The organism is Paeniglutamicibacter sp. MACA_103, assembly GCF_045798555.1.
GTDB lineage: Bacteria > Actinomycetota > Actinomycetes > Actinomycetales > Micrococcaceae > Paeniglutamicibacter.
In genome coordinates this window covers 25,005-50,724 of sequence record NZ_JBIXLN010000035.1, presented here as the reverse complement: position 1 = coordinate 50,724, position 25,720 = coordinate 25,005, and the positions used below count along the sequence as shown (strand labels likewise).

General features: G+C 69.5%; 22 protein-coding genes and 1 pseudogene. 10 read left to right on the top strand and 13 right to left on the bottom strand.

Translation table 11 applies throughout. From position 1 onward, the window contains the following. Positions 1-59: 59 nt before the first annotated feature. The 3 genes from ACIPVK_RS15990 to ACIPVK_RS15980 all read right to left on the bottom strand — a co-directional run bounded on the left by ACIPVK_RS15990 (position 60) and on the right by ACIPVK_RS15980 (position 3,410). Entirely contained in the window at positions 60-1,496 is a 1,437-nt protein-coding gene (locus ACIPVK_RS15990; RefSeq protein ID WP_407612968.1) for a DHA2 family efflux MFS transporter permease subunit, read from the bottom strand. A gap of 159 nt (positions 1,497-1,655) precedes the next feature. Beyond that, on the bottom strand, positions 1,656-2,651 hold the full coding sequence (locus ACIPVK_RS15985) for a PhzF family phenazine biosynthesis protein (RefSeq protein WP_407612967.1): 996 nt from the start codon (positions 2,649-2,651) through the stop codon (positions 1,656-1,658). A 192-nt stretch (positions 2,652-2,843) separates the two neighbouring features. Next, positions 2,844-3,410, bottom strand: coding sequence for a hypothetical protein (locus tag ACIPVK_RS15980; RefSeq protein ID WP_407612966.1), 567 nt, complete (start codon positions 3,408-3,410; stop codon positions 2,844-2,846). A gap of 183 nt (positions 3,411-3,593) precedes the next feature. Here ACIPVK_RS15980 and ACIPVK_RS15975 point away from each other — a divergent pair, with 183 nt between their 5' ends. Beyond that, the gene (locus tag ACIPVK_RS15975) at positions 3,594-4,688 is read left to right on the top strand and encodes a mechanosensitive ion channel family protein (RefSeq protein ID WP_407612965.1); all 1,095 of its coding nucleotides are present in this window, start codon (positions 3,594-3,596) and stop codon (positions 4,686-4,688) included. 14 nt (positions 4,689-4,702) lie between these two features. Here ACIPVK_RS15975 and ACIPVK_RS15970 read toward each other — a convergent pair whose 3' ends face one another. Next, a complete protein-coding gene (locus tag ACIPVK_RS15970; protein WP_407612964.1) occupies positions 4,703-5,362 on the bottom strand; it encodes a YqaJ viral recombinase family protein in 660 nt (219 codons plus the stop codon). On the opposite strand from ACIPVK_RS15970, the pseudogene ACIPVK_RS15965 reads away from it, so the two are divergent. Next, positions 5,250-6,389, top strand: a pseudogene (locus ACIPVK_RS15965) (sugar phosphate isomerase/epimerase family protein); the annotation flags it as partial. The gene ACIPVK_RS15970 and the pseudogene ACIPVK_RS15965 overlap by 113 nt on opposite strands. Before the next feature lie 207 nt (positions 6,390-6,596). Here ACIPVK_RS15965 and ACIPVK_RS15960 read toward each other — a convergent pair. Beyond that, positions 6,597-6,857 (bottom strand): thioredoxin family protein, encoded by a 261-nt coding sequence (locus ACIPVK_RS15960; protein ID WP_407612963.1) that lies wholly within the window; start codon positions 6,855-6,857, stop codon positions 6,597-6,599. Between the two features lie 176 nt (positions 6,858-7,033). Here ACIPVK_RS15960 and ACIPVK_RS15955 point away from each other — a divergent pair, with 176 nt between their 5' ends. The 3 genes from ACIPVK_RS15955 to ACIPVK_RS15945 all read left to right on the top strand — a co-directional run bounded on the left by ACIPVK_RS15955 (position 7,034) and on the right by ACIPVK_RS15945 (position 9,781). Further along, a complete protein-coding gene (locus ACIPVK_RS15955) occupies positions 7,034-7,552 on the top strand; it encodes a hypothetical protein (protein WP_407612962.1) in 519 nt (172 codons plus the stop codon). 106 nt (positions 7,553-7,658) lie between these two features. After that, complete coding sequence (locus ACIPVK_RS15950; RefSeq protein ID WP_407612961.1) at positions 7,659-8,453, top strand: ABC transporter ATP-binding protein; 795 nt, start codon at positions 7,659-7,661, stop codon at positions 8,451-8,453. After that, positions 8,453-9,781, top strand: a complete 1,329-nt coding sequence (locus tag ACIPVK_RS15945) for a permease (RefSeq protein WP_407612960.1) — start codon at positions 8,453-8,455, stop codon at positions 9,779-9,781. Before ACIPVK_RS15950 ends, ACIPVK_RS15945 begins: the two co-directional genes overlap by 1 nt. 84 nt (positions 9,782-9,865) lie before the next feature. On the opposite strand, the gene ACIPVK_RS15940 is transcribed toward ACIPVK_RS15945, so the two are convergent. The 6 genes from ACIPVK_RS15940 to ACIPVK_RS15915 form a co-directional block, all read right to left on the bottom strand. Beyond that, complete coding sequence (locus tag ACIPVK_RS15940) at positions 9,866-11,332, bottom strand: amino acid permease (protein ID WP_407612959.1); 1,467 nt, start codon at positions 11,330-11,332, stop codon at positions 9,866-9,868. 262 nt (positions 11,333-11,594) lie between these two features. Continuing rightward, the gene (locus ACIPVK_RS15935) at positions 11,595-12,353 is read right to left on the bottom strand and encodes an ABC transporter ATP-binding protein (protein WP_407612958.1); all 759 of its coding nucleotides are present in this window, start codon (positions 12,351-12,353) and stop codon (positions 11,595-11,597) included. Further along, positions 12,350-13,384: an iron chelate uptake ABC transporter family permease subunit gene (locus ACIPVK_RS15930; protein ID WP_407612957.1), complete on the bottom strand. Its 1,035-nt coding sequence runs from the start codon at positions 13,382-13,384 to the stop codon at positions 12,350-12,352. Before ACIPVK_RS15930 ends, ACIPVK_RS15935 begins: the two co-directional genes overlap by 4 nt. Further along, positions 13,377-14,417 carry an ABC transporter permease gene (locus tag ACIPVK_RS15925; RefSeq protein WP_407612956.1) on the bottom strand — a complete coding sequence of 347 codons (1,041 nt, stop codon included), beginning with the start codon at positions 14,415-14,417 and terminating at the stop codon, positions 13,377-13,379. The genes ACIPVK_RS15930 and ACIPVK_RS15925 overlap by 8 nt, the downstream gene beginning before the upstream one ends. A gap of 28 nt (positions 14,418-14,445) precedes the next feature. Then, positions 14,446-15,390, bottom strand: coding sequence for a siderophore ABC transporter substrate-binding protein (locus tag ACIPVK_RS15920; RefSeq protein WP_407612955.1), 945 nt, complete (start codon positions 15,388-15,390; stop codon positions 14,446-14,448). Between the two features lie 361 nt (positions 15,391-15,751). After that, positions 15,752-16,552, bottom strand: coding sequence for an SDR family NAD(P)-dependent oxidoreductase (locus tag ACIPVK_RS15915; RefSeq protein ID WP_407612954.1), 801 nt, complete (start codon positions 16,550-16,552; stop codon positions 15,752-15,754). A 240-nt stretch (positions 16,553-16,792) separates the two neighbouring features. On the opposite strand from ACIPVK_RS15915, the gene ACIPVK_RS15910 reads away from it, so the two are divergent. Beyond that, entirely contained in the window at positions 16,793-17,839 is a 1,047-nt protein-coding gene (locus ACIPVK_RS15910) for an ABC transporter substrate-binding protein (protein ID WP_407612953.1), read from the top strand. Positions 17,840-17,891: 52 nt separating this feature from the next. On the opposite strand, the gene ACIPVK_RS15905 is transcribed toward ACIPVK_RS15910, so the two are convergent. Next, a complete protein-coding gene (locus ACIPVK_RS15905) occupies positions 17,892-18,686 on the bottom strand; it encodes an MBL fold metallo-hydrolase (protein ID WP_407612952.1) in 795 nt (264 codons plus the stop codon). A 56-nt stretch (positions 18,687-18,742) separates the two neighbouring features. Between ACIPVK_RS15905 and ACIPVK_RS15900 the strand changes: the two genes are divergently transcribed. The 3 genes from ACIPVK_RS15900 to ACIPVK_RS15890 are packed head-to-tail and all read left to right on the top strand — an operon-like array spanning position 18,743 to position 23,087. Continuing rightward, complete coding sequence (locus ACIPVK_RS15900; RefSeq protein WP_407612951.1) at positions 18,743-19,864, top strand: FecCD family ABC transporter permease; 1,122 nt, start codon at positions 18,743-18,745, stop codon at positions 19,862-19,864. Next, a complete protein-coding gene (locus ACIPVK_RS15895) occupies positions 19,861-21,105 on the top strand; it encodes a FecCD family ABC transporter permease (protein ID WP_407612950.1) in 1,245 nt (414 codons plus the stop codon). The genes ACIPVK_RS15900 and ACIPVK_RS15895 overlap by 4 nt, the downstream gene beginning before the upstream one ends. A gap of 8 nt (positions 21,106-21,113) precedes the next feature. After that, the gene (locus ACIPVK_RS15890; RefSeq protein WP_407612949.1) at positions 21,114-23,087 is read left to right on the top strand and encodes an SIP domain-containing protein; all 1,974 of its coding nucleotides are present in this window, start codon (positions 21,114-21,116) and stop codon (positions 23,085-23,087) included. Between the two features lie 58 nt (positions 23,088-23,145). On the opposite strand, the gene ACIPVK_RS15885 is transcribed toward ACIPVK_RS15890, so the two are convergent. After that, positions 23,146-23,613, bottom strand: a complete 468-nt coding sequence (locus ACIPVK_RS15885) for a MarR family winged helix-turn-helix transcriptional regulator (RefSeq protein ID WP_407612948.1) — start codon at positions 23,611-23,613, stop codon at positions 23,146-23,148. Positions 23,614-23,720: 107 nt separating this feature from the next. On the opposite strand from ACIPVK_RS15885, the gene ACIPVK_RS15880 reads away from it, so the two are divergent. After that, positions 23,721-25,628 carry an ABC transporter ATP-binding protein gene (locus tag ACIPVK_RS15880; protein WP_407612947.1) on the top strand — a complete coding sequence of 636 codons (1,908 nt, stop codon included), beginning with the start codon at positions 23,721-23,723 and terminating at the stop codon, positions 25,626-25,628. The last annotated feature ends 92 nt before the right edge of the window (positions 25,629-25,720 follow it).

Here is a 25,720-nt window from a genome sequence, read left to right as displayed (position 1 = left end):
CCCCCCCCCCCCCCCCCCCCCCCCCCCCCCCCCTCGTGCCTCTGCGTGTGTCGGTGCGCCTACTTGGCCGAGGCGTGCGCGCCCTTGCGGAACATCGCGGCGAGCAGCGCCGCGGCCATGGCCACCAGGCCCGGCAGCAGCAGCGCCTGGCCCAGGGCCAGCGAGAACGCCTGGTGCAGGAATTCGGGCACCGCGGCCCCGGTCCCCGGCTCGGCCAGGGAGCCGGTCACCACGGAGGCGGGCCCGTCGGCCGCCAGCGCGGCCACGGACTTTTCGGATTCGACCGCAATGCGCGATTCCATCACCAGCGCGATCAGCGCCGAACCCAGCACCGCACCGACCTGCCGGGTGGTGTTGTAGACCCCGGATCCGGCGCCGGCATCGGCCTGCCCCAGGTCGCGGGTGGCGGTCAGCGAGACCGAGGGCCAGATCATGGCCGAGCCCAGCCCCATGAACACCGGCGGCAGCAGCAGCACCCAGAACGGGGTGTCGGCGCGCAGCAGCAGCCCGTAGGCGGTGATCGAGGCGCCGAAGAGGAAGAACCCGGGGATCGCGAAGTACTTGGCCTCCACCTTGCCCACGTTCTTGCCGATCACCGGGGCCAGCCCGCCGGCGACCACGGCCATGGGCGCGAGCATCAGCGCCGAGAGCGTCGGGGTGAGCCCGCGCACCGACTGCAGGTAGAGGATCATCGGGAAGCTCATCGCGGTGATGGACAGCCCCATGAACGCGATGGCGATGTTTGCCAGCGAGAAGTTCCGGTCCTTGAACAACCCCAGCGGCACCAGCGGCTCGGCGCGCGTGGCCGCCTGCCACCAGATGAACAGCCCCAGCAGCACCAGCCCGCCGATGATCAGGTGCCAGGAGCCGATGGGACCGATGAACGGCCCCCAGTCATGCCCGTTGCCCTCCTGGATGCCGAAGACCAGCGCGAACATCGCCACGGCGCTCAGGCCCACGCCCAGCCAGTCGAAGGAGTGTGCGTGGCGCTGCAGCTCGGGGACCTTCACCAGCACCCGCCAGATGGCGATGACGCCCACCGGCACGTTGACGAAGAAGATCCATTCCCAGCCCAGGGTGTCGACGAAGACGCCGCCGGCGATCGGGCCCACCAGCGTGGCGATGCCGGCCACCGCCCCCCACAGGCCCATGGCCGCGCCGCGGCGGGCGTAGGGGAACATGCGGGTAATGAACGTCATGGTCTGCGGGCTCATCATGGAGGCGCCCAGGCCCTGCACCACGCGCGCAACGATCAGCGTGTTGATGTCGCCGGCGAGCCCGCACCACAGCGAGGAGAGCGTGAAGACGGCCAGCCCGATGAGGTAGATGGTGCGCGGGCCGAACCGGTCGCCCAGCCGCCCGGTGATCAGCAGCGGCACCGCGAAGGCCAGCAGGTAGGCGCTGTTGACCCAGATGACCCCGTTGATGTCGGTGTCCAGGGCGTTCATGATGGCCGGCATGGCCGTGGAGACGATGGTGGAGTCCACCAGGATCATGAAGAAGCCGATGACCAGCGCCCACAGGGCACCCCATGCCCGCTTGTCCTCGGTCTTTGCCGCCACGTCCTGGTTCACATCCACCGCCCGAGCCTACGCCCCGGCGCCGGGGCGCAACAGGGGATTGAGCCACACCTCACAGCGAACTGTTTTTTGCGCCTAGGGCAGGTTGACGACGCCGTCGATGCAGGTCGCAGAATGCCCGGCAATCCACACGCCCTCGGCGTCCGAATCCACATGCAGGATCGCCGAGCGGCCCAGCCGGGTTCCCTGGCGCACGGTGTAGGAGGCCGGGGCCAGCCCGGAACCCGTGAGCCACGCCCCGAAGCCCGCGTTCAGCGATCCGGTGGCGGGGTCCTCCTGCAGGCCCTCTCCGGGGCAGAAGGCTCGCACCTCGTAGTCGGCCGGTGCCCCGGTCACGACGTTGCGGAAGCGCTGGGAGCCGCGGCGCTCGTCGGCGGCCGAAACGGGGCGCAATTCCTCGCGCGCACCGGCCGGCCGGGCCTCGGGCACGTTCGGGTCGTAGGAACGGGCGGGAACCCCGCCGACGGTGTGCGCGCCGATGACGCCGAGCTCCAGGCCTTCAAGGGCCGTGTAATCCGGTTCCAGCGACAGCACCAGGTCGGCGTCGCGCAGCAGCAGTCCTGCCCAGTTCGGCCCGTTGACCAGCCACTGGTGCGCCAGCACGTCCTCGCGGGCCAGGCCCAGCCCGGCCAGCGCCCATTCCAGCACGTCGTCCTCGAGCTCGCCGGTGCGCACCAGGGGCGGGGCCTTGAACGCCAGGGACTCGGGATCCTCGGGGTGCTCGCCGGGGACGCGGCGGACCTCGATGAGCCCGGCCCCGCATTCCTGGACCAGCCCGGCGGGGTCCTTGGGCACCCCTCCGGCCTCGAGCCATGCGTGCGCCGCCCCCAGGGTGGGGTGGCCGGCGAAGGGCAGCTCGGTGGTGGTGGTGAAGATCCGTGCCCGGTAGTCGGCATCCGGGTGCGTCGCCGGAAGCAGGAACACGGTCTCGGCAAGGTTGGTCCAGTTGGCGAAGCCCAGCATCTGCGCATCGCTGAGCCCCTCGCCGTCAAGCACCACGGCCAGGCCGTTTCCGGTGTAGTTGGAGGAAGAGAAGACATCTACTTGCTTGTACGGGCGGGCAATACTCATGAATGAATCGTGTCATATCCGCCTGCGCAGCGTCCCGGATGACGTCATTTTGTCATGCAACGCCCGCACGGGCGTCCCGGGATGCCCGCGCGGGCCCGGCCGCGCGGGAGCCGGGCCGGCGAAGGAAAGGCACCGGCCCCGCACCACCAAACCGTGGTGCCGGACCGGTGCCCGCGGGATTCCCGCGTCCCCTTACCAACGATGGGCCACGTCGATCACCAGGCGGCTGCTGGAGCCGTCGGCGGCGGTGAGCACGAAGGTGCGGAACGGCAGCCTTGCGCGCACGCCCAGCCCGAAGGAGGTCTGCCCCTCGAAGCTGCCCAGGAACGCGACCTGCCGGAAGGTGGTGTAGCCGGAGACATCCTTGGCGTTGGTCCGGTTGGCCGGGTTGTAGGTCGGAACGCCGGCGCTGGTGTAGGCAGGTGCCCTCACGATGATGCGCAGGTCCGCGGCCCCGGCCAGCGGGACGAGCTTGCCCTGGCCCTCGGTGTAGACCGCGCTGACGTAGCGCACGTCGTAGCCCTTCACCTTGCCCTTGAGGTCGATGACCATCCGGTCGTAGCAGGTGTGGCGGCCGGTGCGGACGTTGGTGACTGTGGCGGACGAGTATCCGGAGACCGCGTCGGCGAGCGATCCCCAGTAGATGCCGCAATACGGTGCGGTGACCGCGGTGGCGGTCGCTGCCGGGGAAACGGGGGAGATGCCGAGTCCCGCAATGAGTAGTGCGCCGGCCAGGCCGGCAGCGATCCTGGATTTCATGATGTTCCTCGCTAGGGGCGAAATTTGGGTGGAGGTGGTTGGTGAGATCAGCATGCGCGCCGGGAAATGGCGCCACAAGAGGGTTTATCCACAATGCATGGCATTGCAACACGGGGGAGATATGACGGAGGTCGTGCGGGGATATCCAGCCGACACCCAACGGCGTATGACAACCTTGTTGATATGCAGATCTTTGCCGCCGGAACTTTGGACGACGCCCTGAACGAGGTTGTCGAGAACACGAACGCATTACCGGATCCCGTCCGGCCGTGGGTTGTTGTTGCGATCGGGTTACTGGCCGCCGTGGTGCTCACCGTGGTCGTGTCCTTCATCCTCAACCGCATGCTCCACCGGATCAAGGGGCTCGCCCCCGAACGCACGCTGCGCCGGATGCCGCTGCTGCTGGCCCTGGCCTTCGCGTTCACCAAGATCACCGTGGGGGTGTCCTTCGCCCCGAACCAGTGGGTCACGATCTGGCAGTTCCTGCTGCTGCTGGGGCTGATCAGCGCCATCGCCTGGCTGCTGATCGTCGCGATGGGGATCTTCGAGGACATCCTGCTGGCCAAGTACCGCGAGGACGACGGGAACCCCCGGCGACTGGCCAAGATCCAAACGCAGGTCGGACTGCTGCGCCGGGTGGTCGGCGCATTGATCATCACCCTGGCGGTTGCAGGGGCCCTGCTCACGATTCCCGAGGTCAGGGCGCTGGGAGCCGGGCTGTTGGCCTCGGCCGGCCTGATTTCCGTGGTGGCGGCGCTCGCCGTCCAGTCCTCGCTGGCCAACGTCTTCGCCGGGCTGCAGATCGCCTTCACCGACGCGATCCGGGTCAACGACACGGTGGTCGTGGAAACCCAGCGCGGGACCATCGAGGAGATCACGCTGACCTACGTGGTGGTGCTGCTGCTGGACGGCCGCCGGCTGATCATCCCCTCGACGCACTTCACCACGACCCCGTTCGAGAACTGGTCCCGCCGCAGCACCGAGATCAGCGGGTCGGTGCTGCTGGACTTGAACTGGAACGCGCCGATCGAGCACCTGCGCACCCGGACCCGGCAACTGCTGGAGTCGACGGACTTGTGGGACGGGCGGACCGGGGACCTGAACGTGACAGATGCCATCGGCGGCATCCTGAAGGTCACGATTGCGCTCAGCGCGAGGAACCCCGGGGACCTGTACGACCTGCGCAACTACGTCCGCGAGCACCTGATCGCCGAATTGCGCAAGGACTATCCCGACGCTCTGCCCAAGCCCCTGATGCCCGGCGCCGCCCCTGTCTGAGCCCCGGCCGCCGCCTACAGGTGCAGTGCGGCGGGTCCGTAATCGGCACGGTTCCGGGCAGCTGCGGTGCGTTCGCGCAGGATCGCCACCATCTCATCGGCCTTGGCGATCAGGTCCTTGATCGCCGCATCGTCCCGCTCGACCCAGCGGGTGAGCGGTTCGGCGTGGACCGGGACGAAGTCCTTGTGCGGCTCCCACACGAAGAGCGTGCGTTCGGCGCCGAGCACGTATTGCTGCCAGAACACCTGGCGCAGGTAGTTGCGCGGAATGGTCTTGAACGGCTTGTTGGTGGTCTTGATCTCCGCCAGCTCCACCCGTCCATGCTCCCGGATCCCCAACCCGTCGGGGGTGGCCAGGTGGATGTGGTTCTCCGCCGCGTGGAAGAGCTGGGTGGAGGGGAAGATCCCGAAGTTCTCCTGCACCCAGGCGGCGATCACCGGTTCGCGGGCCCGGCCGTGGTCGGTGTACGGGTTCCCGCCGAATCCCGAACCGTGCAGCTTGTCCCAGGCCGCGGACTGGATTGACTTCGGGGTGGAAAGCTTGGCCACGTCGGTGGCCGTGATGCCCTGCGAACGGGCCCGCAGCCACGCGATCCGGTCCGATGAATCGGCGACGATGCGTCGCAGGCAGGAGGCGGGGGCGGGTTCAACGGGGGAGGGGATCACCCGACCCATTGTTCCCAAAAATCCCGGGCACCGCGAACCGGCGGCGCGCCGCGCGCCGGTGGCAGGACCGCGGTGCCGCCTTGCATCACCCCGCACTGGCCGGGCACCGGGGGCCGCACGTAGCATGGGCACGAGGGACATCGACGGACTTCGTCGGGCGTGCGAAGCACGTCCGACGCGCCAGCGGCCACACACAGCGGCCACGCCGAGGCAAGGGAGAAGCACCATGGAACGCAGGCTTGGCGTCAGCACCCGGGTGTGGACCCGGCGGCTCACCGACGCTTCCCTCGCCGAGCTGGCGGCCCATGCGGCACGCCTGGGTTTCAACGCCATCGAGCTGCCGCTGGAGAACCTGGGCGACTGGGACCCCGCGGCCGCCCGCGAGATCCTGGCCGGCCACGGGCTTGCCCCGGTGCTCCTTGCGGTGATGTCCCCGGGCCGGAACCTGGTTGCCGCCCCCGCGGCGGAAATCGACGCCACCCGGCGTTACCTGGGCGCGTGCATCGACGCGGCGGCGGAGCTGGGGGCGACCACGCTCGCCGGCCCGCTCTACGCGGCCGCCGGGCGCACCTGGTCGATGACCGAGTCCGAGCGCGAGGCCGCCTACGCGCAATTGCGCACCGGCCTCGCCCCGCTGGTCGACCGTGCGGTTCACCGCGGCGTCACCCTGGCCGTCGAACCGCTGAACCGCTACGAGACCAGCTTCATCAACACCGTCGATGCGGCCTTCGATGCCCTCGAGCCGCTGCTGGGCCCGGGCCTGGGCATGGCCCTGGACAGCTTCCACCTGAACATCGAGGAGCGGGACATCGCCGCGGCCATCGCCCGCGCCGTCGGACACATCGCCCACGTGCGGGTCAGCGGGAACGACCGGGGCACCGTCGGGGCCGACCACTTCGACTGGCACGGCTTCATCCACGCGCTGGATGTGGCCGGGTACACCGGGCCGCTCTGCGTCGAATCCCTCGTCCCGGGCCACGCGCCCATCTGGCGGTCGCTGGCCAGCAGCCAGGACGCGCTCGCGGCGGACTCCCTGGGCTACCTGAAAAACCTCCAGGCCGGCGGGCTGCGCTGGGCCCAAGCGACGAGTCCTCCCGCCACGGGGCATTTCAGCGGCTTCGTGCCCGCATGGCAACACAGGATTGATCAGGCTGTAGCGGGAGGCTGCGGCCCGACGGACCGGCCCGGCCGCATCGAACCCGCAGGAATTGTTTGCACTGCCGCGGTCCCGAATCCGCGGGGACTAATCCAGCGCGAGCGCCGCCGCGGCCAGGACCTGTTGCACGGTGGGCACCCCCGAGGCCCTGAACACCTCGGTGCCCTCGCGGCGCACCACCAGCGTGGGGGTGGAAATGATCCCCGCCGCCTCGGACTCGGCCAGGTGCGAGAGCACGTCGACCTCCTGGACTGTGGCCCCGGGCAGTAGCCTGCCGGCCTCGCGGAGTACGGAACGGGCACGCACGCACGGTGCGCAAAAGGCGGAGGTGTAAAGGACGAGTTCCATCACCGGGCTACAACCGATGCCGGGCGCATTCGATTCCCGCCGGCCACGCATTGTGCCCAAGAAGGCAGGGGAGGATCATCAGAGCCACCACCAATGGAACAAGGCCAGGGACGATGCGAAGCACAATCTTGGGAGCTGCAGCCGGACTGCTGTGGTCGGCAACAATGCGCATCTACATGAGGAACCTCGTCGGAGACGCTGCACGGACCAATGCCCGGAACACCGCGGTGGGGATCATGCTTCCCGGGGCGATCACGGGTGCAGTGCTGGCGCGCAGTGCCGAGCTGCGTGCGGGCGCCCCGGAACGAAACCTGGACCTGTATGCGGCCAGCCCGCTGGTATTCGCGGCCTGCACGCTGCCGCTTCCCGGAATCATGCGCAAGCTCATCGAAACCGGTGAGGGATCCAATGCCATCGCCACCCCGCTGCTGGGCATGGCCGGCGGCATGGTGCTGGCCGGCCGCGGCCCGCTCTGGGCACGGATTGCCGCCGGCACGGTCGTCGCGGGGCACATTCCGCTGCTGGCCGTGATCGGTCCGAAGTTCTTCCTGCCGTCCCCGCCCACCGGGCGCGAACGCGTGGCATTCGCGTTGAACAACCTGATCTACGGCGCCTGCATGGTGGCGTTGGCCGCGGCGTGCTCCATCCCGTTGCGCCGGGGCCGCACCGTCACTGAGGGCAAGGGACAGCCGTAGCTCCAGTTCCACCGCCCCCGGTCTCCGCCCTGGGTAGGAGAAGCGCGTTGGACAAGTCATCATCTGCTCCGATGCCGCGGCCGCGCGGATTTGAAAAGCTGGTGGCATGATCGACGCACATCCCGCACCCCACCCCGCCGCCACCATGGCGGCCCACCCTTCTTCCGCACCGGTGCTCGCAGCCCGGGCCCTGCGCCGCGCCTACGGCTCCACCGCGGCGCTGGACGGCGTGGACCTGGACATCCGCGCCGGCGAGTCGGTGGCCATCATGGGCCCCTCGGGCTCCGGCAAGTCCACGCTCCTGCACACCCTGGCCGGCATCGAACGCCCGGATTCCGGGTCGGTGCTTTTCACCGCCCCGAACGGCTCGCCGCGGGAAATCACCGCGCTGGGGGAGTCCGAACGCTCGAAGCTGCGCCGCGGGTCCTTCGGCTTCGTCTTCCAGTCCGGGCTGCTGATCCCCGAACTGACCGCCGTGGAGAACGTGGCGATGGCGTTGATGGTCAACGGGGTGCCGCGCGCCGCCGCGGTGCCGCGGGCCACTGAATGGCTGGCCGCGCTCGGCCTGGGCGGGATGGAGGAGCGGCGCATCGGCCAGCTCTCCGGCGGCCAGGCCCAGCGCGTGGCCATCGCCCGCGCCCAGGTCACCGGCGCGCAGGTGACCTTCGCCGACGAACCCACCGGCGCCCTGGACTCGGGGACCGGAACCGAGGTGCTGCGGATCCTGATGGACTCCACCACCGGGCGCGGGAACACGCTGGTGATGGTGACCCACGACGCCGACGTGGCCGCCCGCTGCGACCGGGTCATCCGGCTGCGCGACGGACGGATCCTTGCCGACGGTTTCACCGCCCCGGACTCCGCACGCCATGGGACCGCAACCCCGGGGGCGGTGAACTGATGCACGCGCTGTCCCTGGCCTGGATGCTGGGCAGGCCCGGACGCGCCCGCCGCGCCCCGCTGCTGCTCACTGCCGGTGCCTACGCGCTGGTTTCCGCACTGGTGCTCACCACTTCCGCCGGCGCGCTGTCCTTCACCCGGGTGAAGGACGAAACCACCGGCCTGTACCTGATGCTGGCCGGGCTCGCCGTGGTGCTCCTGCTGGTTCCGCTGGCGGTGCTGGGTGCCGCCGCCGCGCGTCTCTCGGCCCGCAGCCAGGACACCCGGCTCTCCACCGTGCGCCTGCTGGGCGGCACCCCGGGACTGGTCGTCGCGGTCACCGCGATCGAATCCGGCGCCACCGCCCTGGCCGGGGCGCTCGGCGGCGTGCTGCTCTACGCCGCGGCCGCGCCCGCCGTCGGGCTCATCCACTTCCAGGGCTCCGCCGTGGGCACCGCGATGTGGCTGGAGCCGGGCACCGTCGCCCTGGTGGTGGCGGCCGTGGTGTTCATCGCCGTGGCCTCGGCGGCCATGGGCCTGCGCAGGATCATCGTGTCCCCGCTGGGCGTGCGCAACCGCACCACCACCCCCAAACCGCGCTGGATCCGGGCGGTGGTCGTTGCGGCGCTGATCCTGGCGGTTTCCCTGGCATTCTCCATGCTGTCGGCCTTCGGATCGATGGCGGTCATCCTGGCCGTGCTGCTCGGCGGTTTCGCGGTGGGACTGGGCGCGCTGAACCTGGTCGGCCCCTGGGCCGTGAAGGTCATTGGCAACGCCAAGCTCAAAAAGGCCGAGGCCCCCGCCGCACTGCTGGCCGCCCGGATGATCCTGGAAAACCCTTCGCAGGCATGGCGGCAGGTCTCCGGCATCGCGATGACCGGCTTCGTCGCGGTCATCGGGGGCAGCGGCGCGGCGTTGATGCGCGGCGCCGGGGCCGAAGCGGACCCGGGCAGCCCCGATGCGCTGCTGGCTGCCGACGTGATGACCGGCGTGCTGGTCACCCTGGTAGCCTCGTTCATCTCGGTGGCCTGCTCCACGGCCATCACCCAGGCCGCGGCCACGCTGGATAGGGCCGAGCTTTACACGGGACTGGACCGGCTGGGCATGGAACGGGCGACCATGGAGAAGGCGCGCGTGGGCTCGGTCATGGCCCCGGTGATCGGCGTCGGCGTGGGCGCCGTCATCGTCGGCGGCGTGCTGGTCTTCCCGCTGGCCGGGATCGCCGTCATCGTCGCCCCGCTCTCGGTGGGCATCATCGGGCTCACCCTGCTGGCCGGGGTGCTTGCGGTGCGCGGGGCCGTGGCGCTGACCGCCAGCGGGGGCATGCTGACGCCCGGCAAGGCCGGTTAGCGGCACCGCGGATACCAAAAGACGCCGCTGCCCGGGCACCAATCGGTAACCAGGCAGCGGCGTTGGTGCGGCGTTGCGCGGGGCCTACTTTCGGAAGCTGTCCCAGTCGGCGGCCAGCTTCGAATGCCGCCGCCCGTAGCCGAGGTAGATCGCGGCGCCGAGGACCATCCACACCGCGAAGACCACCCAGGTGGCCACGCCGAGGTTCAGCATCAGGTAGCCGCAGAAGAGGATCGCGAGGATCGGGGTCAGCGGGTAGAACGGCACCTTGAAGGTGCGCGGCAGCTGAGGCTGGGTCCGGCGCAGGAAGATGACCGCCAGCGACACCAGCGAGAACGCGAAGAGCGTGCCGATGGATGTGGCGTCGGCCAGCTGGCCCAGCGGCACCAGCCCTGCCACCAGGGCCACGGCCCCGCCGGTGATCCAGGTCCCGGCCACCGGTGCCCCGTTGCGCGGCGAGATCCGCCCGAAGACCGCCGGCACCATGCCGTCGCGGCTCATCGCCACCAGGATGCGGGTCTGCCCGTAGAGCACCGTGATCACGATGGAGACGATGGCCAGCACGGCGCCGGCGGCAAAGAGCAGCGCCACCCAGCCCTGCCCGGTGACCTCCTCGAGCAGCTGCACCAGGGCGGCCTCCTTGCCCTCGAACCAGGTCCACTGGCGGGCGCCGATCGCGGCGATGGCCACCAGGATGTACAGCGCGGTGATGATGACCATGGACAGCACGATGGCCCGCGGCAGATCGCGCTGTGGGTTCTTCGCCTCCTCGCCGGCCGTGGAGGCGGCGTCGAAGCCGATGTAGGAGAAGAACAGGCGGGCTGCGGCCGCCGAGACCCCGGCGGTGCCCATGGGCAGCAGCGGGTCGAAGTTGCCGGAGGTGAACGCGCTGAAGGCGATCACGATGAAGAAGAGCAGCACAGCGATCTTGATGAACACCAGCACGGTGTTGACCACCGCGGATTCGCGGGTGCCGCGCACCAGCAGCACCGTGGCGAACAGGACGATCAGCAGCGCGGGGATGTTGAAGACGCCGCCATCGGACCCCGGGGGATTGGTCAGCGCGGCGGGCAGGTCAAGGCCCAGCGAGCGGGCCATCTCGTTGAGGTATTCGCCGGCTCCCACCGCGATGGCGGCGACGGAGACCGCGTATTCGAGCACCAGGCACCACCCGCAGATCCAGGCCAGCCCCTCGCCCATGGTCGCGTAGGTGTAGGTGTAGCTCGACCCGGAGACCGGCACGGCCCCGGCCATCTCCGCGTAGGACAGCGCGGCGAAGAGCGCCGCGAGCCCGGCGATGGCAAAGGAGATCCAAACCGCGGGCCCGGCCATCGGCACCGAGGAGGAGAGCACCACGAAGATGCCGGTGCCCAGGGTGGCGCCGACGCTGATCATGGTCAGGTGCAGCAGCCCGAGCGTGCGGCGCAGCTTCGGTCCGTCGCCGGTCCCGTGGCCGGCCTCGGCGATGAACGACTCGATGGGCTTGCGGGCACCCAGCTGCTGGCGCAGTGTCGGACGCGTGGCGCCGGGTGCGATGTTGTGCGTGGTCATGTACGCAATTTTTGCATTCTTCGGGAACGGCGGTTTTTGCGGCGGGAGGTCGTCGGCGGCCCAAAAACCGCGCAATATGCAGGTCAATGAATAGTTATTAGCCCGCGGCGCCGTCTCGCATTGTGGGCAACCTTACCCGGATCTCGCATAATGCGGCATAATTTCCGCCTCCGGAGGCACCATTCCGGAGGCACAAGCGCAGTCGACCTCACGCAAAAACATTCATGTGCCCGCAGGCGTTCACGCCGCGGCCGCCTCGGGATCAGGCGAAGTACACGCCGATCCGGTTGCCGTCGATCTCCTCGATGCGGATGTCGATGTCATACACGTCGCGCAGCACCTCGCCGGTCATGATCTCCGCCGGCGTCCCCTGGTGCACCAGTACGCCCTCGCGCATCGCCAGGATGGTGTCGGAGTAGCAGGAGGCGAAGTTGATGTCGTGGATGACGATGACCACGGTCTTGCCCAGCTCGTCGGCGAGCCGGCGGATCATGCGCATCATCTCCACCGAGTGCTTCATGTCCAGGTTGTTCAGCGGCTCGTCGAGCAGCAGGTAGTCGGTGTCCTGGGCCAGCACCATGGCGATGTAGGCGCGCTGGCGCTGCCCGCCGGAGAGCTCGTCGAGGAAGCGGTCTGCCAGGTCGCCCAGGTCAAGCTGGTCCATGGCCTGCAGGATGTGGCGCTCGTCCTCGGCGGTGGGGTGGCCCCCGGAGTGCGGGAAGCGACCGAATCCCACCAGGTCGCGCACCCGCAGGCGCATGGTGATGTGGTTTTCCTGCCGCAGGATCGCCATCGAGCGGGCCAGCTGCTTGCTCGGGGTGCGCCCGATGTCCAGGCCGGCGATCGAGACGGCGCCGGCATCCATCGGGATCAGCCGCGAAATCAGCGAGAGCAGAGTGGACTTGCCCGCGCCGTTGGGCCCGATGATGGAGGTGACCCCGCCGGCGGGGATGGTGGTGCTGAGCGAGTCCACCACGGTTCTCCCGGAGTAGGACTTGGTCACCGAATCAATGCAGATCACTTCAGGGAACCCTTCAGGAGCAGGTAGAGGAACAGCAGGCCGCCGGCGAACTCGATGATCACGCTTAGCGCCGTGGCGAAGCCGAAGACGCGCTCGAGCACCAGCTGGCCGCCGATCAGCGTGATGGCCCCGAGCAGGCAGACGACGGGAATGAGGGCGGCATGGGAGAACTTGCGCACCATCTGGTAGGCCAGCGACACCACAAGAAGCCCGAAGAAGGTCACCGGCCCGACCAGCGCGGTGGAGACCGCGACCAGGATCGAGCAGAGCACCAGCACCAGCGTGACGATGCGCCGGTGGTCCACTCCCAGGTTCACGGCGGTGTCGCGGCCCAGCGCCAGCACGTCGAAGGTCTTGCGCAGCCTCCACACCACGCCGGCCGCCAGCGCGACGACGAGCGCGGAGACCAGCAGCAGCACCGGGTCGACCTGGTTGAAGGAGGCGAAGAACAGGTCCTGCAGCACGATGTATTCGCTCGGTTCCATCAGGCGCTGCAGCAGCGAGGAGAACCCGCGGAAGAGCGTGCCGATGACGATGCCCACCAGCAGCATCAGGTGCAGCGAGCCGGTCCCGCCGGTGAACAGCCAGCGGTAGAGCAGCGCGGAGAAGAGCACCATCAGCCCCACCTCCACGCCGAACTTCAGCGCCGGGGCGGCGGTGAGCAGCGTCGAGGAGCCCAGCGCAAACACCAGTGCCGTCTGGATCAGGATGTACAGCGCGTCGAACCCCATGATCGAGGGGGTCAGGATGCGGTTGGCCGTCACCGTCTGGAACATCAGCGTGGACAGGCCCACGGCAACGGCGACCACCAGCATGGCCCCGACGCGGAGGCCGCGGCGGGTCAGCGCGTAGGAGAGGTTTCCGCGCAGTTCCAGGGTCAGGAAGAGCGCGATGCAGCCCAGGGCGATGACGGCCAGCACGATGATGAGCGTCCGCGGGGACATGGCCCGGGGGGACAGCGAGCGCAGCGTGAACCGTGCGCGCCCGTCGGTGCGCGGGGTACCGGGCGCGGGGGAGAGGGTCCTAGGCATTGCGTTTCCTGGTTCTGAGCAGCAGGGCCAGGAAGACGGCGGCGCCAAGCACGCTCATCACCATGCCCACGGGGACCTCGTAGGGGAAGCGGATGGTGCGCCCGATGATGTCGCACACCAGCACGAAGCCCGCGCCGAAGAGCGCGGTCCAGGGCACGGCGCGGCGCAGGTTGTCGCCGAAGAGCAGGGAGACGATGTTGGGCACGATCAGCCCGAGGAACGGGACGGCGCCCACGGTGGTGACCACCACGGCGGAGATCAGCGAAACCAGCACCAGGCCCAGGCGCATGATGGACTTGTGGTTGAGCCCCAGGTTGGTGGTGAAGTCCGCGCCCAGGCCGGCGACGGTGAACCGGTCCGCGGCCAGGTATCCGGCCAGCGTGAGCGCCGCGACGATCCACAGCAACTCGTAGCGCCCGCGCAGCACCCCGGAGAAGTCGCCGATCATCCAGTTGCTCAGCGTCTGGAGCAGGTCGTAGCGGTAGGCGAAGAAGGTGGTCACCGAGCCGATGACCCCGCCGAGCATGATGCCCACGATGGGCACCAGCAGCGTGTTGCGGACCGGCAGCCGGCCCAGCACGGCCAGGAAGAGGGCGGTGCCGCCGAGGGCGAACACGGAGGCCACGCCCATCTTCATCATGATCGGGGCGGCGGGGATCAGTACGGTGACCACCAGGATGCCCAGGGTCGCGGATTCCACGGTCCCCACGGTGGAGGGCTCGACGAAGCGGTTGCGCACCATCAGCTGCATGATCAGCCCGGCCACCGCCACGGCGGTTCCGGCCAGGACGACGGCCAGGGTGCGCGGCAGCCGGGAGATCCACAGCAGGTCCCAGGCCTGGTCGTCGCCCGCCAGCAGCTGCGGAAGGGTGACGTCGGAGACCCCGACGAACAGGCTCGCCACGGCGAGCAGGCCCACCAGGATGGTGCCGGCAAGGAGCCAGGCGTTTTCGGCGGTCTTTGTGGAACGCCGAACGGCCACCGCGGGATCTTGCTCCGCGGCGGCCGAACGGCTGAGTACTGGTGCGCTCATGATGATGCTGGCGACTGTGGGCGGGTGCCTACAGGGCCGAGGCGACCTCGTCGATCATCTTGGACGTGTTGTCCAGGCCGTAGCCGATCATGTACCAGGCGTTGGAATCCAGGTTCACGATCTTGTCGTTCTTGGCGGCGTTGGTGGACTTGACCAGCTCGTTGTCCAACACGGCCTTGGCGGCCTCGCCGGAGGTGCCCATGGCCGAATCGCGGTCCACGACGTAGAGCGTGTCGGGGTTGTTGGTCTTGAGGAACTCGAAGGAGATCGATTCGCCGTGGGAGCCCTCGGACTTGATGTCGGCAACGGTGGCCACCCCGAGCACGTCGTGGATCAGGCCGAAGCGCGAGCCGGCGCCGTAGGCGGTCAGCTCACCGCCGGAGGTCATGATGATCAGGCCCTTGCCCGCGTTGGCGCTCTTGGCCTTGGTATCGGCGATCTTGGTGTCCAGGGCGGCGAGCTTCTCGGTGACCTGTGTTTCCTTGTCGAAGACCTGGCCCAGCTTGCCTGCCTGCTCCTTGAAGGAGTCCAGCGGCTTCTTGGGATCCACCGACAGGTCGATGGTAGGGGCGATCTTGGACAGTTCGCCATAGGCCGGGGCGGTGCGGCCGGTGATGATGATCAGGTCCGGGTTGCCGTTGGAGATGGCTTCGAAGTCCGGCTCCTTCATGGAGCCGATCTTGGTCACGGCGGCGTCGTTGTACTTGGCCAGCGATTCGGGGTACTTGGTTTCGGGTACGCCGTCGGCCTCCAGGCCAAGGGCCGCCATCGAATCAAGTACGCCCAGGTCGAAGGTGTACACGGTTTCCGGGTTGACCGGAACCTCGGTGGTTCCCTGTGCATGGGCGATGCTGACCGTCTTGGTGTCGGCGGCGTTGGCGCCTGCCTCGGTGGAGCCTCCGCAAGCGGTGAGGGCAAGCAGGGATGCGCCTGCGGCGAATGCGCCAAGGACGACGCGAACAGGGGTCTTCACGATGTTTACTCCGATGATGGGGGCCACAGCTCGAGGTCCTCGGCAATTAGCGAACGACCTCGTTGCGTAAATGAACTTGGTTCAAACGCTATAGATAAGGCTGTCCTATGAGCAAACCCGACAACCTGTGCAGGTTGTTGTTCTCTACCGATCGGCAGGCAAGGGTGGCCTAATGGGGGCCGCAATCACGCGAAAACAGCGCACCATTCGGCACCCAAGGTAATCTCCGTCACTTTTCACCAATGGTGTCGGCGTGACGCCTTCTGACGCCGGGTCCCAACTGGAATTGCGCCCCCGCCGGCGGCGCATGCGCCGGGCGTACTGGGGGTGCTTCCGGCGTGGCCGGCTTGGGTGGACCCGGTCAGCGACCGCGCCGGGCCAGGCGCTCCACCAATGCGTCGGGCGCTAAGCGCGCCACGGCGATGGCGACCTTGTAACGCGTGGACGGTATCGACACGGATTTTCCCGCGCTGCTGTCGGCCAGGGCCTGGCGCACCACATCCGGGGCGGTCAGCCAGCCCCAGACCGGAATCCTGGACTTGTCGGCGCCCATGCGGTCGTGGAATTCGGTGCGCACGAAGCCGGGGCACAGGGCCGTGACGGAAATGCCGCGATCCGCATAGAACACGTTGGCCCACCGGCTGAAATTCACAATCAGGGCCTTGGCCGCCGAGTAGCTTCCGCGCGGGGTGAATGCGGCGACCGAGGCGACGTTGATGATCCGCCCGCCGCCGCGGGCGCCCATGGCGTTGATCGCCGAATGCATCAGCGTCAGGGGTGCTTGGGTGTGGATTCGCAGGTGGGCGAGCTCATCGTCGAGGTCGTTGTCGGCAAAGTTCCCGCGCAACCCGAATCCGGCATTGTTGACCAGCATTGAGACGGGTTCCGACTCCCGGGCTATTCGAGCGGCGACCCGTGCGGTTCCCGCGTCGGTGACCATGTCCGCCTCCAGCACTTCCACTTTGATGGCATATTGCGCATGCAGCCGTGCCGCGACCTCATCCAGACGTCGCCTGTCGCGGGCAACGATGACGAGATCGTGGCCCTGGGCGGCCAGTTGGGTGCAGAACTCGGCGCCCAAGCCCGCGGTTGCTCCGGTGACAAGAGCCGTGCCCATGCTGCGGTGCGGATTCGTGGACTCCGGCAGGGGATTTTCGTTCATACTGTGAGCCTAGTCACCCGAGGGGTGGCGGCGGTGCGAAATGACGGGGGTTTGTCATCGTGCGTCGCGTCATGCGGCGACCAATTAGGGTTGGGCAATGTTGCGTATTTGCGTTTAGTGAGGTTAGCCTTACTCGACTGGTGCTTGTGAATTGGGTCATCTCGTTCACCGCAGAGCAAGCGCCGACTCCTCCGCACCCATCGCTTTCCCACGCTGAACCGCAAAGGATTCCACACTCACATGAAGTTCACTCGACGCGCCGGCCTCATCGCCGCAGCAACCACAGCCCTTGCCCTGACCCTAAGTGCCTGCGGCGGAGCCGCCGACAGCGCCCCGGCCAGCAGCACCGAAGCCGCTTCCGCCTCCTTCCCGGTCAGCATCAAGCACATCTACGGCACGACCGAGATCACCGAGAAGCCCGAGCGCGTTGCCACCGTCTCGTGGGTCAACGCCGATGCCGTGCTGGCGCTGGGCGTCGTCCCGGTGGCCATGGCCGAGGACGCCTGGGGCAACAACAAGCAGGGTTCCACCGACTGGAAGGATGCCAAGCTCGCGGAACTCGGCGCCTCGATCGGCAGCGAAAAGGCGCCGGTGCAGTACTCGGAGAAGGACGGCGTGAACTTCACCGCCCTGGCCGAGGCGCAGCCCGACCTGATCGTGGCCGGCTACTCGGGCCTGACGAAGGACGAGTACGACAAGCTCTCGAAGATCGCCCCGGTCATCGGCCCGGTGGCACCGAACTACACCGCCGGCTGGCAGGACGTGACCACCGCCGTGGGCCAGGCCCTGGGCAAGGAGGCCGAGGCCAAGGACGTCATCTCCGGCGTCGAGGCGAAGGTTGCCGCCGCCGCCGAGGCGAACCCGGTATTCAAGGACACCACCTTCATCGCCGGCAACCTGGAGCCGTCCGACAACTCCATCAGCCTCTACGCCACCGGCGACTCGCGCCCGCGCTTCCTCACCGCACTGGGCATGACCCAGGCCGAGGTCGTTGATGCGAACGCCAAGGACGGCGAGTTCTACCTGCCGTGGGCCGCCGAGCGCGCCAACGAGCTCGAGGCCGACATCTTCTTCACCTGGGCAGATGAGACCACGGGCACCGCAGCCATCGCCAAGAACAAGCTCTTCGCCCAGATCCCCGCCGTTTCCAAGGGCGGGCTGGTGGCCGCGGCCAACGACATGGAGGTGCTTGCCATCTCGGCGGCCTCCCCGCTGTCGGTGCCCTACGCCGTCGACAAGGTCGTTCCGGCCTTCGCCGCCGCCGCCCAGACATCCGCCGGCAAGTAGCCGGCAACCAACGCACGCACCGGCACCAACAGGGCGGGACCCACACGCAATGTCAGGAAGCTTCGGACTCCTTGAGATAGTGCAATTGCGCTGCCACCGAGATCTCGGCGGCGCGTCGCACCAGCGGATCCACATCCGCGTAAACGGCGTCGGTGACCTGGGCGACGGTGGGACCGTCGGCGGCAACGGCCCGGATCTGCGCCACGGCGGCGCGGATCTGGGCCAGCCGTTCGTGCCGGTGGGCCCGGTATTCGCGCACGATGCCGTGCAGGGAGCCCAGCGCCGGGCCGTGCGCCGGCAGCACCAGCGCGTCGGGGCAGGCCTCCAGCTTGTCCAGCGAGGCCAGGTAGTCGGCCAGCGTCCCGTCGGGGGCATCGAGAATGGTGGTTCCGCGGCCCAGGATGGTGTCGCCGGTGAGCACCGAGCCGTTCGCCCCGTCGTCGGGCAGCAGGAAGCTCAGCGAATCGGAAGTGTGCCCAGGTGTTGCCAGCACGCGCAGCCGCAGGCCCGCCGCGTGGATTTCCTCCCCGTCGGCCAGCACCCCTGCGTCGCGGCAATGTTCCGGCAGGGCGGCGCGCACCGGTGCCCCGGTGAGCCGGTGCAGCGTGTCGATGCCCTCGGTGTGGTCGTGGTGCCGGTGCGTGATGAGGATCAGCTCGACGGATTCGGCGGCCAGCGCCGCCAGGTGCCCGGCGTCGTCGGGCCCCGGGTCCACGACGACGCAATGCTCGGCGCCGGGCGCACGCAGGACCCACGAATTGGTTCCCTCCAGCGACATGGGTCCGGGATTGGGAGCCAGGTAAAAGGCGGCCGCCGCGGAGACACGGGTGGCTTGCTGCTTGGTCATGGCCCCCAGTCTAGGGCCAAGACTCCAACCCCGGACCGAAACCAGGTGGTCAATCCATGAGCACGCATGCCCCCTTGCCGCACCGGCCCGAGTCCCTGCCTCCGCGGGCGGTTAGCGCCGTCGCCGCGCCGCCGGCGCCGCCCGCGGGCGAAGCGGCGTCCGGGACGCCCGCCCGGCGCCCCGGCCTGCTGCCGGCGCCGCTGCTGGCGCTCCTGCTTGCGGCGGCCGTGGTGGCGATGGTCTTCCTCTCGCTGCTCATCGGCGCCAGGCACATCGCCCCGGCCACCGTCCTTGAGGCACTGTCCCACCTGGACCCCTCCAACGGGGACCACACCGTCATCGCCTCGCGGATCCCGCGCACCATCGCCGGGTTGCTCATCGGGGCGGCCCTGGGGCTGGCCGGCGCCGGGATGCAGGGCATCACCCGCAACCCCCTGGCCGACCCGGGCATCCTGGGCGTCAACGCCGGCGCCGCGCTGGCCGTGGTCGCCGGCATCCACTTCTTCGCCGTGTCCACGCTGCACGGCTACATCCTTTTCGCGTTCGTCGGTGCCGCCGGCGCTGCGCTGCTGGTCTACGTGGTGGCCTCGCTGGGCCGCGACGGGGCCACGGGGCTGAAGCTGGCCCTGGCCGGGGCCGCCATGGCCGCGGGCCTCGCGTCGCTGACCAACGCGATCCTGATGATCGGACAGGAAGCGCTGGACCGCTTCAGGTTCTGGCAGGTCGGCACCCTCGGTGCCCGCGAGGTGCCCGAGATGCTCGCCGTCGCCCCGTTCCTGGCCGTCGGGGCCGTCGCGGTGCTGTGCGGCGCCCGGCTGTTCAACGCGCTGGCGCTGGGCGACGACTCGGCCGTGGGGCTCGGGTTCCGCGTGGGCCGCGGGCGCGCGCTGTCCGCGGCCGGGGTCGTGCTGCTGTGCGGTGCCGCCACCGCGCTGGCCGGGCCCATCGGCTTCGTCGGGCTCATCGTCCCCCATGCGATCCGGGCGCTGGCCGGAGGCGACTACCGCTGGCTGCTGCCGTTGTCGATGCTGGCCGGACCGGTGTTGCTGCTGGGCGCCGACGTGGTGGGCCGGGTCATCGCCCCGCCCGCGGAAATCCAGGTCGGGGTCATGACGGCAGTGCTCGGCGCGCCGCTCTTCCTCTGGCTGCTGCGCCGCGGAAGGAAGGTCTCCCTGTGAGCCGCCAGACGCTGGCCGGGCGCGGCGACGCCGCCACACCGCTGCCGCGCCTTGAACCCGAGACCGGTCCGCGCACCGAGGCCGGGGCGCTGCCCGCCGCCGAATCCGGGCATGCGGGTGCCGGCACGGGCACCGGTGCCTCCTCCGTGGCCGCCTCCGCGGCTGCCGTCGCCGCGCGCGGCGGGCGCACGCCGGGGAGCAGGTCCCGCAGAATCGACGGCTCCGCAGGGCGCGCCGGTCGGAGCCGCGCCGGACGCCGGCCGGGCCCGGTGGCCCGGGTGAACCTGCTGGCCGTCGCAGGCATCGTCGTGGCCATCGTCCTGAACCTGGTGGCCGGGCGCCACCCGATGGCGGTGCCGGAGCTGCTCGAGGCCCTGGCCGGCGGGCGCGTGCCCGGGGTCTCCTTCATGCTTTGGGAGGACCGGCTGCCCCAGGCTGCCGTCGGCGTGCTGGCGGGGGCCGCGTTCGGGGCTTCCGGGGCCATCTTCCAGCGCATGCTGCGCAACCCGCTGGCCAGCCCGGACGTGATCGGGGTCGGCTACGGCGCCAGCGCCGCCGCGGTGGCCGGCATGCTGTTCTTCGGCGCCCAGGGACTGGGGCTTTCGCTCATCGCCTGCGCCGGCGCGCTGGCCGTGGCGCTGCTGATCTACGCCATCGCCGATGCCGGGCGGCACACCGGGGCGAGGCTGATCCTGGCGGGCATTGCGGTGGCCGCCATGTTGCAGGGCGTCATCCAGTACCTCCTCACCCGCACCGACATCCGCATGGCCTCCGACGCCATGCGCTGGCTGACCGGCTCGCTGTCCGCCAGCACCTGGGAACGGGCCGGAATGTTGGGGGCGGCGCTGGCGATCCTGCTGCCGCTGCTGGTGCCGGCCGCCGCGAAGCTGCGCATCCTGGAGCTGGGCGACGACACCGCCGCCGGGCTGGGATTGCGCGTACGCGGCACCCGGCTGGGGCTGATCCTGCTGGCGGTCGGGCTGACCGCGGTGGCCACCGCGGTCACCGGGCCGTTGGCCTTCGTCTCCTTCCTGGCCGGGCCGCTGGCCCTGCGCCTGTGCGGCGGACGCAGCAACCTGGGCTCCGCGGCGTTGGTCGGGGCGCTGCTGGTCACCTCCGCGACGTTCATCGCCACCAACATCCTGAACGACATACAATTGCCAGTCGGCGTCGTCACCGGCGCACTGGGAGCACCATTCCTGATCTGGGTCTTGGTGCGCGCCAACAAGGAAGGAAGCTGAGAGCACGCATGGCACTTATCGAAGCACAGGACCTCACACTCGCCTACGATTCGGTGAGCATCGTCGACGAGCTCTCGCTGCAGCTGCCCAAGGGCGAGGTGACGATCATCGTGGGCGCCAACGGCTGCGGCAAGTCCACCCTGCTGCGCGGACTCTCCCGGCTGCTGAAGCCCGCCGGGGGACAGGTGCTGCTGGACGGCGAGGACATCCACTCCCGGCCGGCCCGCGAGGTCGCCAAGCTGCTGGGGCTGCTGCCGCAGACCCCCACCGCCCCGGACGGGATCACGGTGCGCGAGCTCATCGGCCGCGGCCGCTACCCGCACCAGGGCTGGTTCAAGCGCTTCTCCGCCCAGGACGAGGCGGCCGTGGACCGCGCCATGAACCTGACCGGCACCGTCGAGCTGGCCGAGCGGCCCATCGACGAGCTCTCCGGCGGGCAGCGCCAGCGCGTCTGGATCGCCATGGCCCTGGCCCAGGAAACCGAGCTGCTGCTGCTGGACGAGCCCACGACCTACCTGGACGTGGCGCACCAGCTGGAGGTGCTCGACGTCATCTCCGAGCTCAATCGCTCCCGGGGCACCACCGTGGTGATCGTGCTGCACGACCTCAACCTGGCCGCGCGCTACGCGGACCACCTGGTGGCGCTGAAGCACGGCAAGATAGTCGCGGCCGGGCACCCGGCCGCGGTGGTCACCGAGGACATGGTCAAGAACGTCTTCGGCATGCCGTGCCGGGTCATCCCGGACCCGGTGGCCGGAACCCCGCTGGTGCTGCCGATCGGCCGCCACCGGGTGCTGCGCGCCGAGTCCGTGCTGGCCGCCAGGGGCATCTACCGCACGCAGGACCCCGATGCCGGGCTGGGTGCCGGCCCCGTGGCCGCCGCCCCGGTGCTCGTGGACCCGGCGGCCGAGGCATTCCCCGAAGCACCGGCGGAGGGGACCGTGGCCCAGGCACCGAAAACCGCTGCCGAGGATGGCCTGCAGCGTGCCGAGGAGGTCAGCGAAATGCTGGCGTTCTCCACCCGCGTGCTGGCCACCGACCAGCTCAGCGACAACTACCGGCGGATCACGCTCACCGGCGCGGACCTGGAGCACTTCGGCGCCGGTGAGGTGCCGCTGGACCTGCGCATCAAGCTGCTGATCCCGCCGGCCGCGCAGCCCGGTGCCGAGGCGCCGGGGCTCCCCGCCGAATTCGAGTCGCTGCGCCCCGGCGCCCGGCTCAGCGCCGAGGAAGCCGGCGGCTGGTACCGCCGCTGGCTGGCGTTGCCGGCCGAAACCCGCGGGGACATGCGCACTTACACCGTGCGGGCGTTGCGTGCGGCCGGACACCGGGACAACCGCGGGGAACACGCGGAAATCGACATCGACTTCGTGCTGCACCTGCGTACCGAGGGCGGCAAGCTGGTCGGCGGGCCCGCAACGGTGTGGGCCGCGCAGGCCCGGGTCGGCGACGCGATGCTCCTGCTGGGCCCCAACGCGGGGTTGTGCGACGAAAACTACGGCGGCATCGAGTTCCGCCGCGGGGCCGCCAAGCGCGTCCTGCTGGCCGGCGACGAGACGGCCGCGCCGGCCATCTGCTCGATCCTCGAGGCCCTGCCGGCCGGGGTCACCGGACATGCGCTGATCGAGGTCCCGGACACCGGGGACATCCAGGGCTCCTCGACCCGCTCGGGCGTCTCGGTGCAGTGGCTGCCGCGCGGTTCCCACCCGCACGGCGAATTGCTTGCCGCCGCGGTGCGGGACATCGTGGCGATTCCCGCCGCCGGCGCCGTGATGACCGGGGCCGAGCCCGAGGACGTCGACGTCGATGAGCAGATCCTCTGGGAGACCGCCACGGTTTCCACCCAGCCGTTCTACGCCTGGCTGGCAGGTGAGGCCGGGGTGATCAAGGAGATGCGCCGCTACCTGGTGCGTGATGCCGGCATGGACCGCAAGCAGGTCGCGTTCATGGGCTACTGGCGCCGTGGCAAGTCCGAAAACTAACCAGCCCGGGCATTGACCCCGGACCCCGCAACATGCGGCCGTGCGGGGTCCGGGGTTCCTAGCGTTCGGGGGAGCCGGAGAGCTTTTCCAGGATGCGCGCGAGCTCGGCGCGTTCCTGGGCGTTGAGGCGACCGAAATATTCCTGGGTGTGGATGCGCCGGGCTGCCCGCACGCGTTCGCTCACCTGTCTGCCTTCCTCCGTCAGGCACACCAGGGTGGCACGCCGGTCGATGGGGTCGGTCTGCCGCAGGACGAGCTTCTTGGCCTCGAGCTGGTCGATGACTTCGGTGGCCGAACGCGGGGCGATGCGCAGGTGCTCGGCGATCTCCTTCAACCGCATGCCCGCCGCGGCAGCGGGGTCAGAGGAGTTTCCGTGCTGCGCCAGGGAGCGCATGGCGCGGGACTGGTGCGGGGTCAGCTCGAACGGGGCCAGCCGTGCCGACCAGGTCTGGCGCAGCGAGCGGGAGGCGCGGTGGAAGAGTTCGGACAGGTCCCCGGGAGGCACGAGATTGCTGCTGATTGGCATGCCCCCAGACTACAACAAATTTGACTGGCAACCACATAGTGAGGTAACCTCATCGATGACGTGGTGCCAACCTGCGCACCCCACAACCACCCCGAAAGGTGGTGCACATGTCGGAATCGAGAACCTCTTCCGGCGCGGCCCGACCGGGCCCCTCCACCAACAACCCGCACGGCCCCGGCGATGCCGGCCGTGGAGGAGGCGGAGGCGGCGGCGGCCCAGTCGCCCGCCTCAACCCGGCGGACCTCAGGCAGGTCAAGGCCCATCCGGTGAAGCTCTCCCGGATCGCCGCCCTGTTCAGGCCGCACCGTCTGGCCATCGCCCTCGTCGTGCTGCTCATCTCCGCGGCCTCGGTCATCGGGCTCGCCCAGCCGTTTTTGATCCGCGCCATCATCGACGACGCGCTGCCGCACCGGGACACCGCGCTGCTCGCCTGGCTCGCCGGCGGGCTGGTCGCGGTCGCCGCCGCCACGGCGGCCATCGGCGTGGTGCAGACCTGGATGGCCACCAAGATGGGCCAGAAGGTCATGCACACCTTGCGCACCCGGCTCTTCACCCACCTACAGGCCCAGTCGCTGGGCTTCTTCACCCGCACCCGCGGCGGGGAGGTGCAGTCGCGACTGACCAACGACATCGCCGGGATGCAGAACGTGGTCACCTCCACCGCCACCTCGGTGGCGTCCAACCTGACCACCGCGGTGGCCACCGCCATCGCGATGGCCGCGCTCTCCTGGCGGATGAGCCTGCTCTCGCTGGTGGTGCTGCCGCCGGCCATCTGGCTCTCGCGCAAGGTTGCGTTGCTGCGACGGGACATCACCACCGCGCGGCAACAGGAGCTGGCGGGAATGTACACGCAGATCGAGGAGGGGCTCTCGGTCTCCGGCATCCGGCTGGCCAAGACCTTGGGCACCACCGGGCGCGACGTCGCCCGCTTCTCCGCCTCCTCGCACCGGCTCATCGACCTGGAACTGCGCAGCCAGCTGGCCGGGCGCTGGCGCATGGCCACCATGGGCATCGTCTTCGCCGCGATCCCCGCGGTCATCTACCTTGCGGCGGGGTTCCCCGCCACCTCCGGCGGAATGAGCATCGGCACGCTGGTGGCGTTCACCGCGCTGCAGGGCGCGATCTTCCGCCCCATCATGGGGCTGCTGAACGTCGGCGTCCAGTGGGTCACCGCGATGGCGCTGTTCAGCCGGATCTTCGAATACCTGGACATGGACCCGGAGCTCAAGGCACCGGTGAACCCCGTCCAGGTCGATCCGGAACGGGCGGCCGGGCGGGTGCGCTTCGAGGGCGTCGGCTTTGCCTACGGGGACGGACCCGCGGTGCTGCGCGGGATCGACCTGGAACTGGCACCGGGAACCGCGACCGCGATCGTCGGAGCGACGGGATCGGGCAAGTCCACGCTCGGATCGCTGCTGCCCCGGCTGTACGATCCCAGCCGCGGCCGGATCACCATCGACGGCATCGACGTGCGCGAGATGGAACCGGCAACCCTGGCCCGGATCGTGGGCGTGGTTTCCCAGGAAACCTACCTCGTCCACGCCTCGATCCGCGAGAACCTGCTCTTGGCGGACCCCGATGCCGACGACGCGACCCTCTGGAAGGCCCTGGCCAGCGCGCAGATCGCCGACCTGGTCGCATCCCTGCCCGAGGGTCTCGACACCCTGGTCGGCGCGCGCGGGCACCGCTTCTCCGGCGGTGAACAGCAGCGGTTGGCCATCGCGCGAACGATCCTGCGCAACCCGAGGGTGCTGGTGCTCGACGAGGCCACCAGCGCGTTGGACAACACCACGGAGGCACTGGTGCAGGATGCCCTTGACCGCCTGGCGGCCGGGCGCACCACGCTGATGATCGCCCACCGCTTGTCCACCGTTGAGGACGCCGACCAACTGGCGGTGCTCGAGGCGGGCAGGATCGTCGAACGCGGCACGCCCGCCGGACTGCTCGCCGCCGGCGGGGCATATGCACGGCTCGTGGCCGCGGGCGAGGAGAAGATCACCGAGCCGGTGGCCTGAGAGTCAGTGTGGCGGGGCCGCCTTGGAACGAAGCAGGAGCGCGGCACGGGAAATTAGCCATGAATTCTGTCCATGGGTGTTCCCCGTACGGT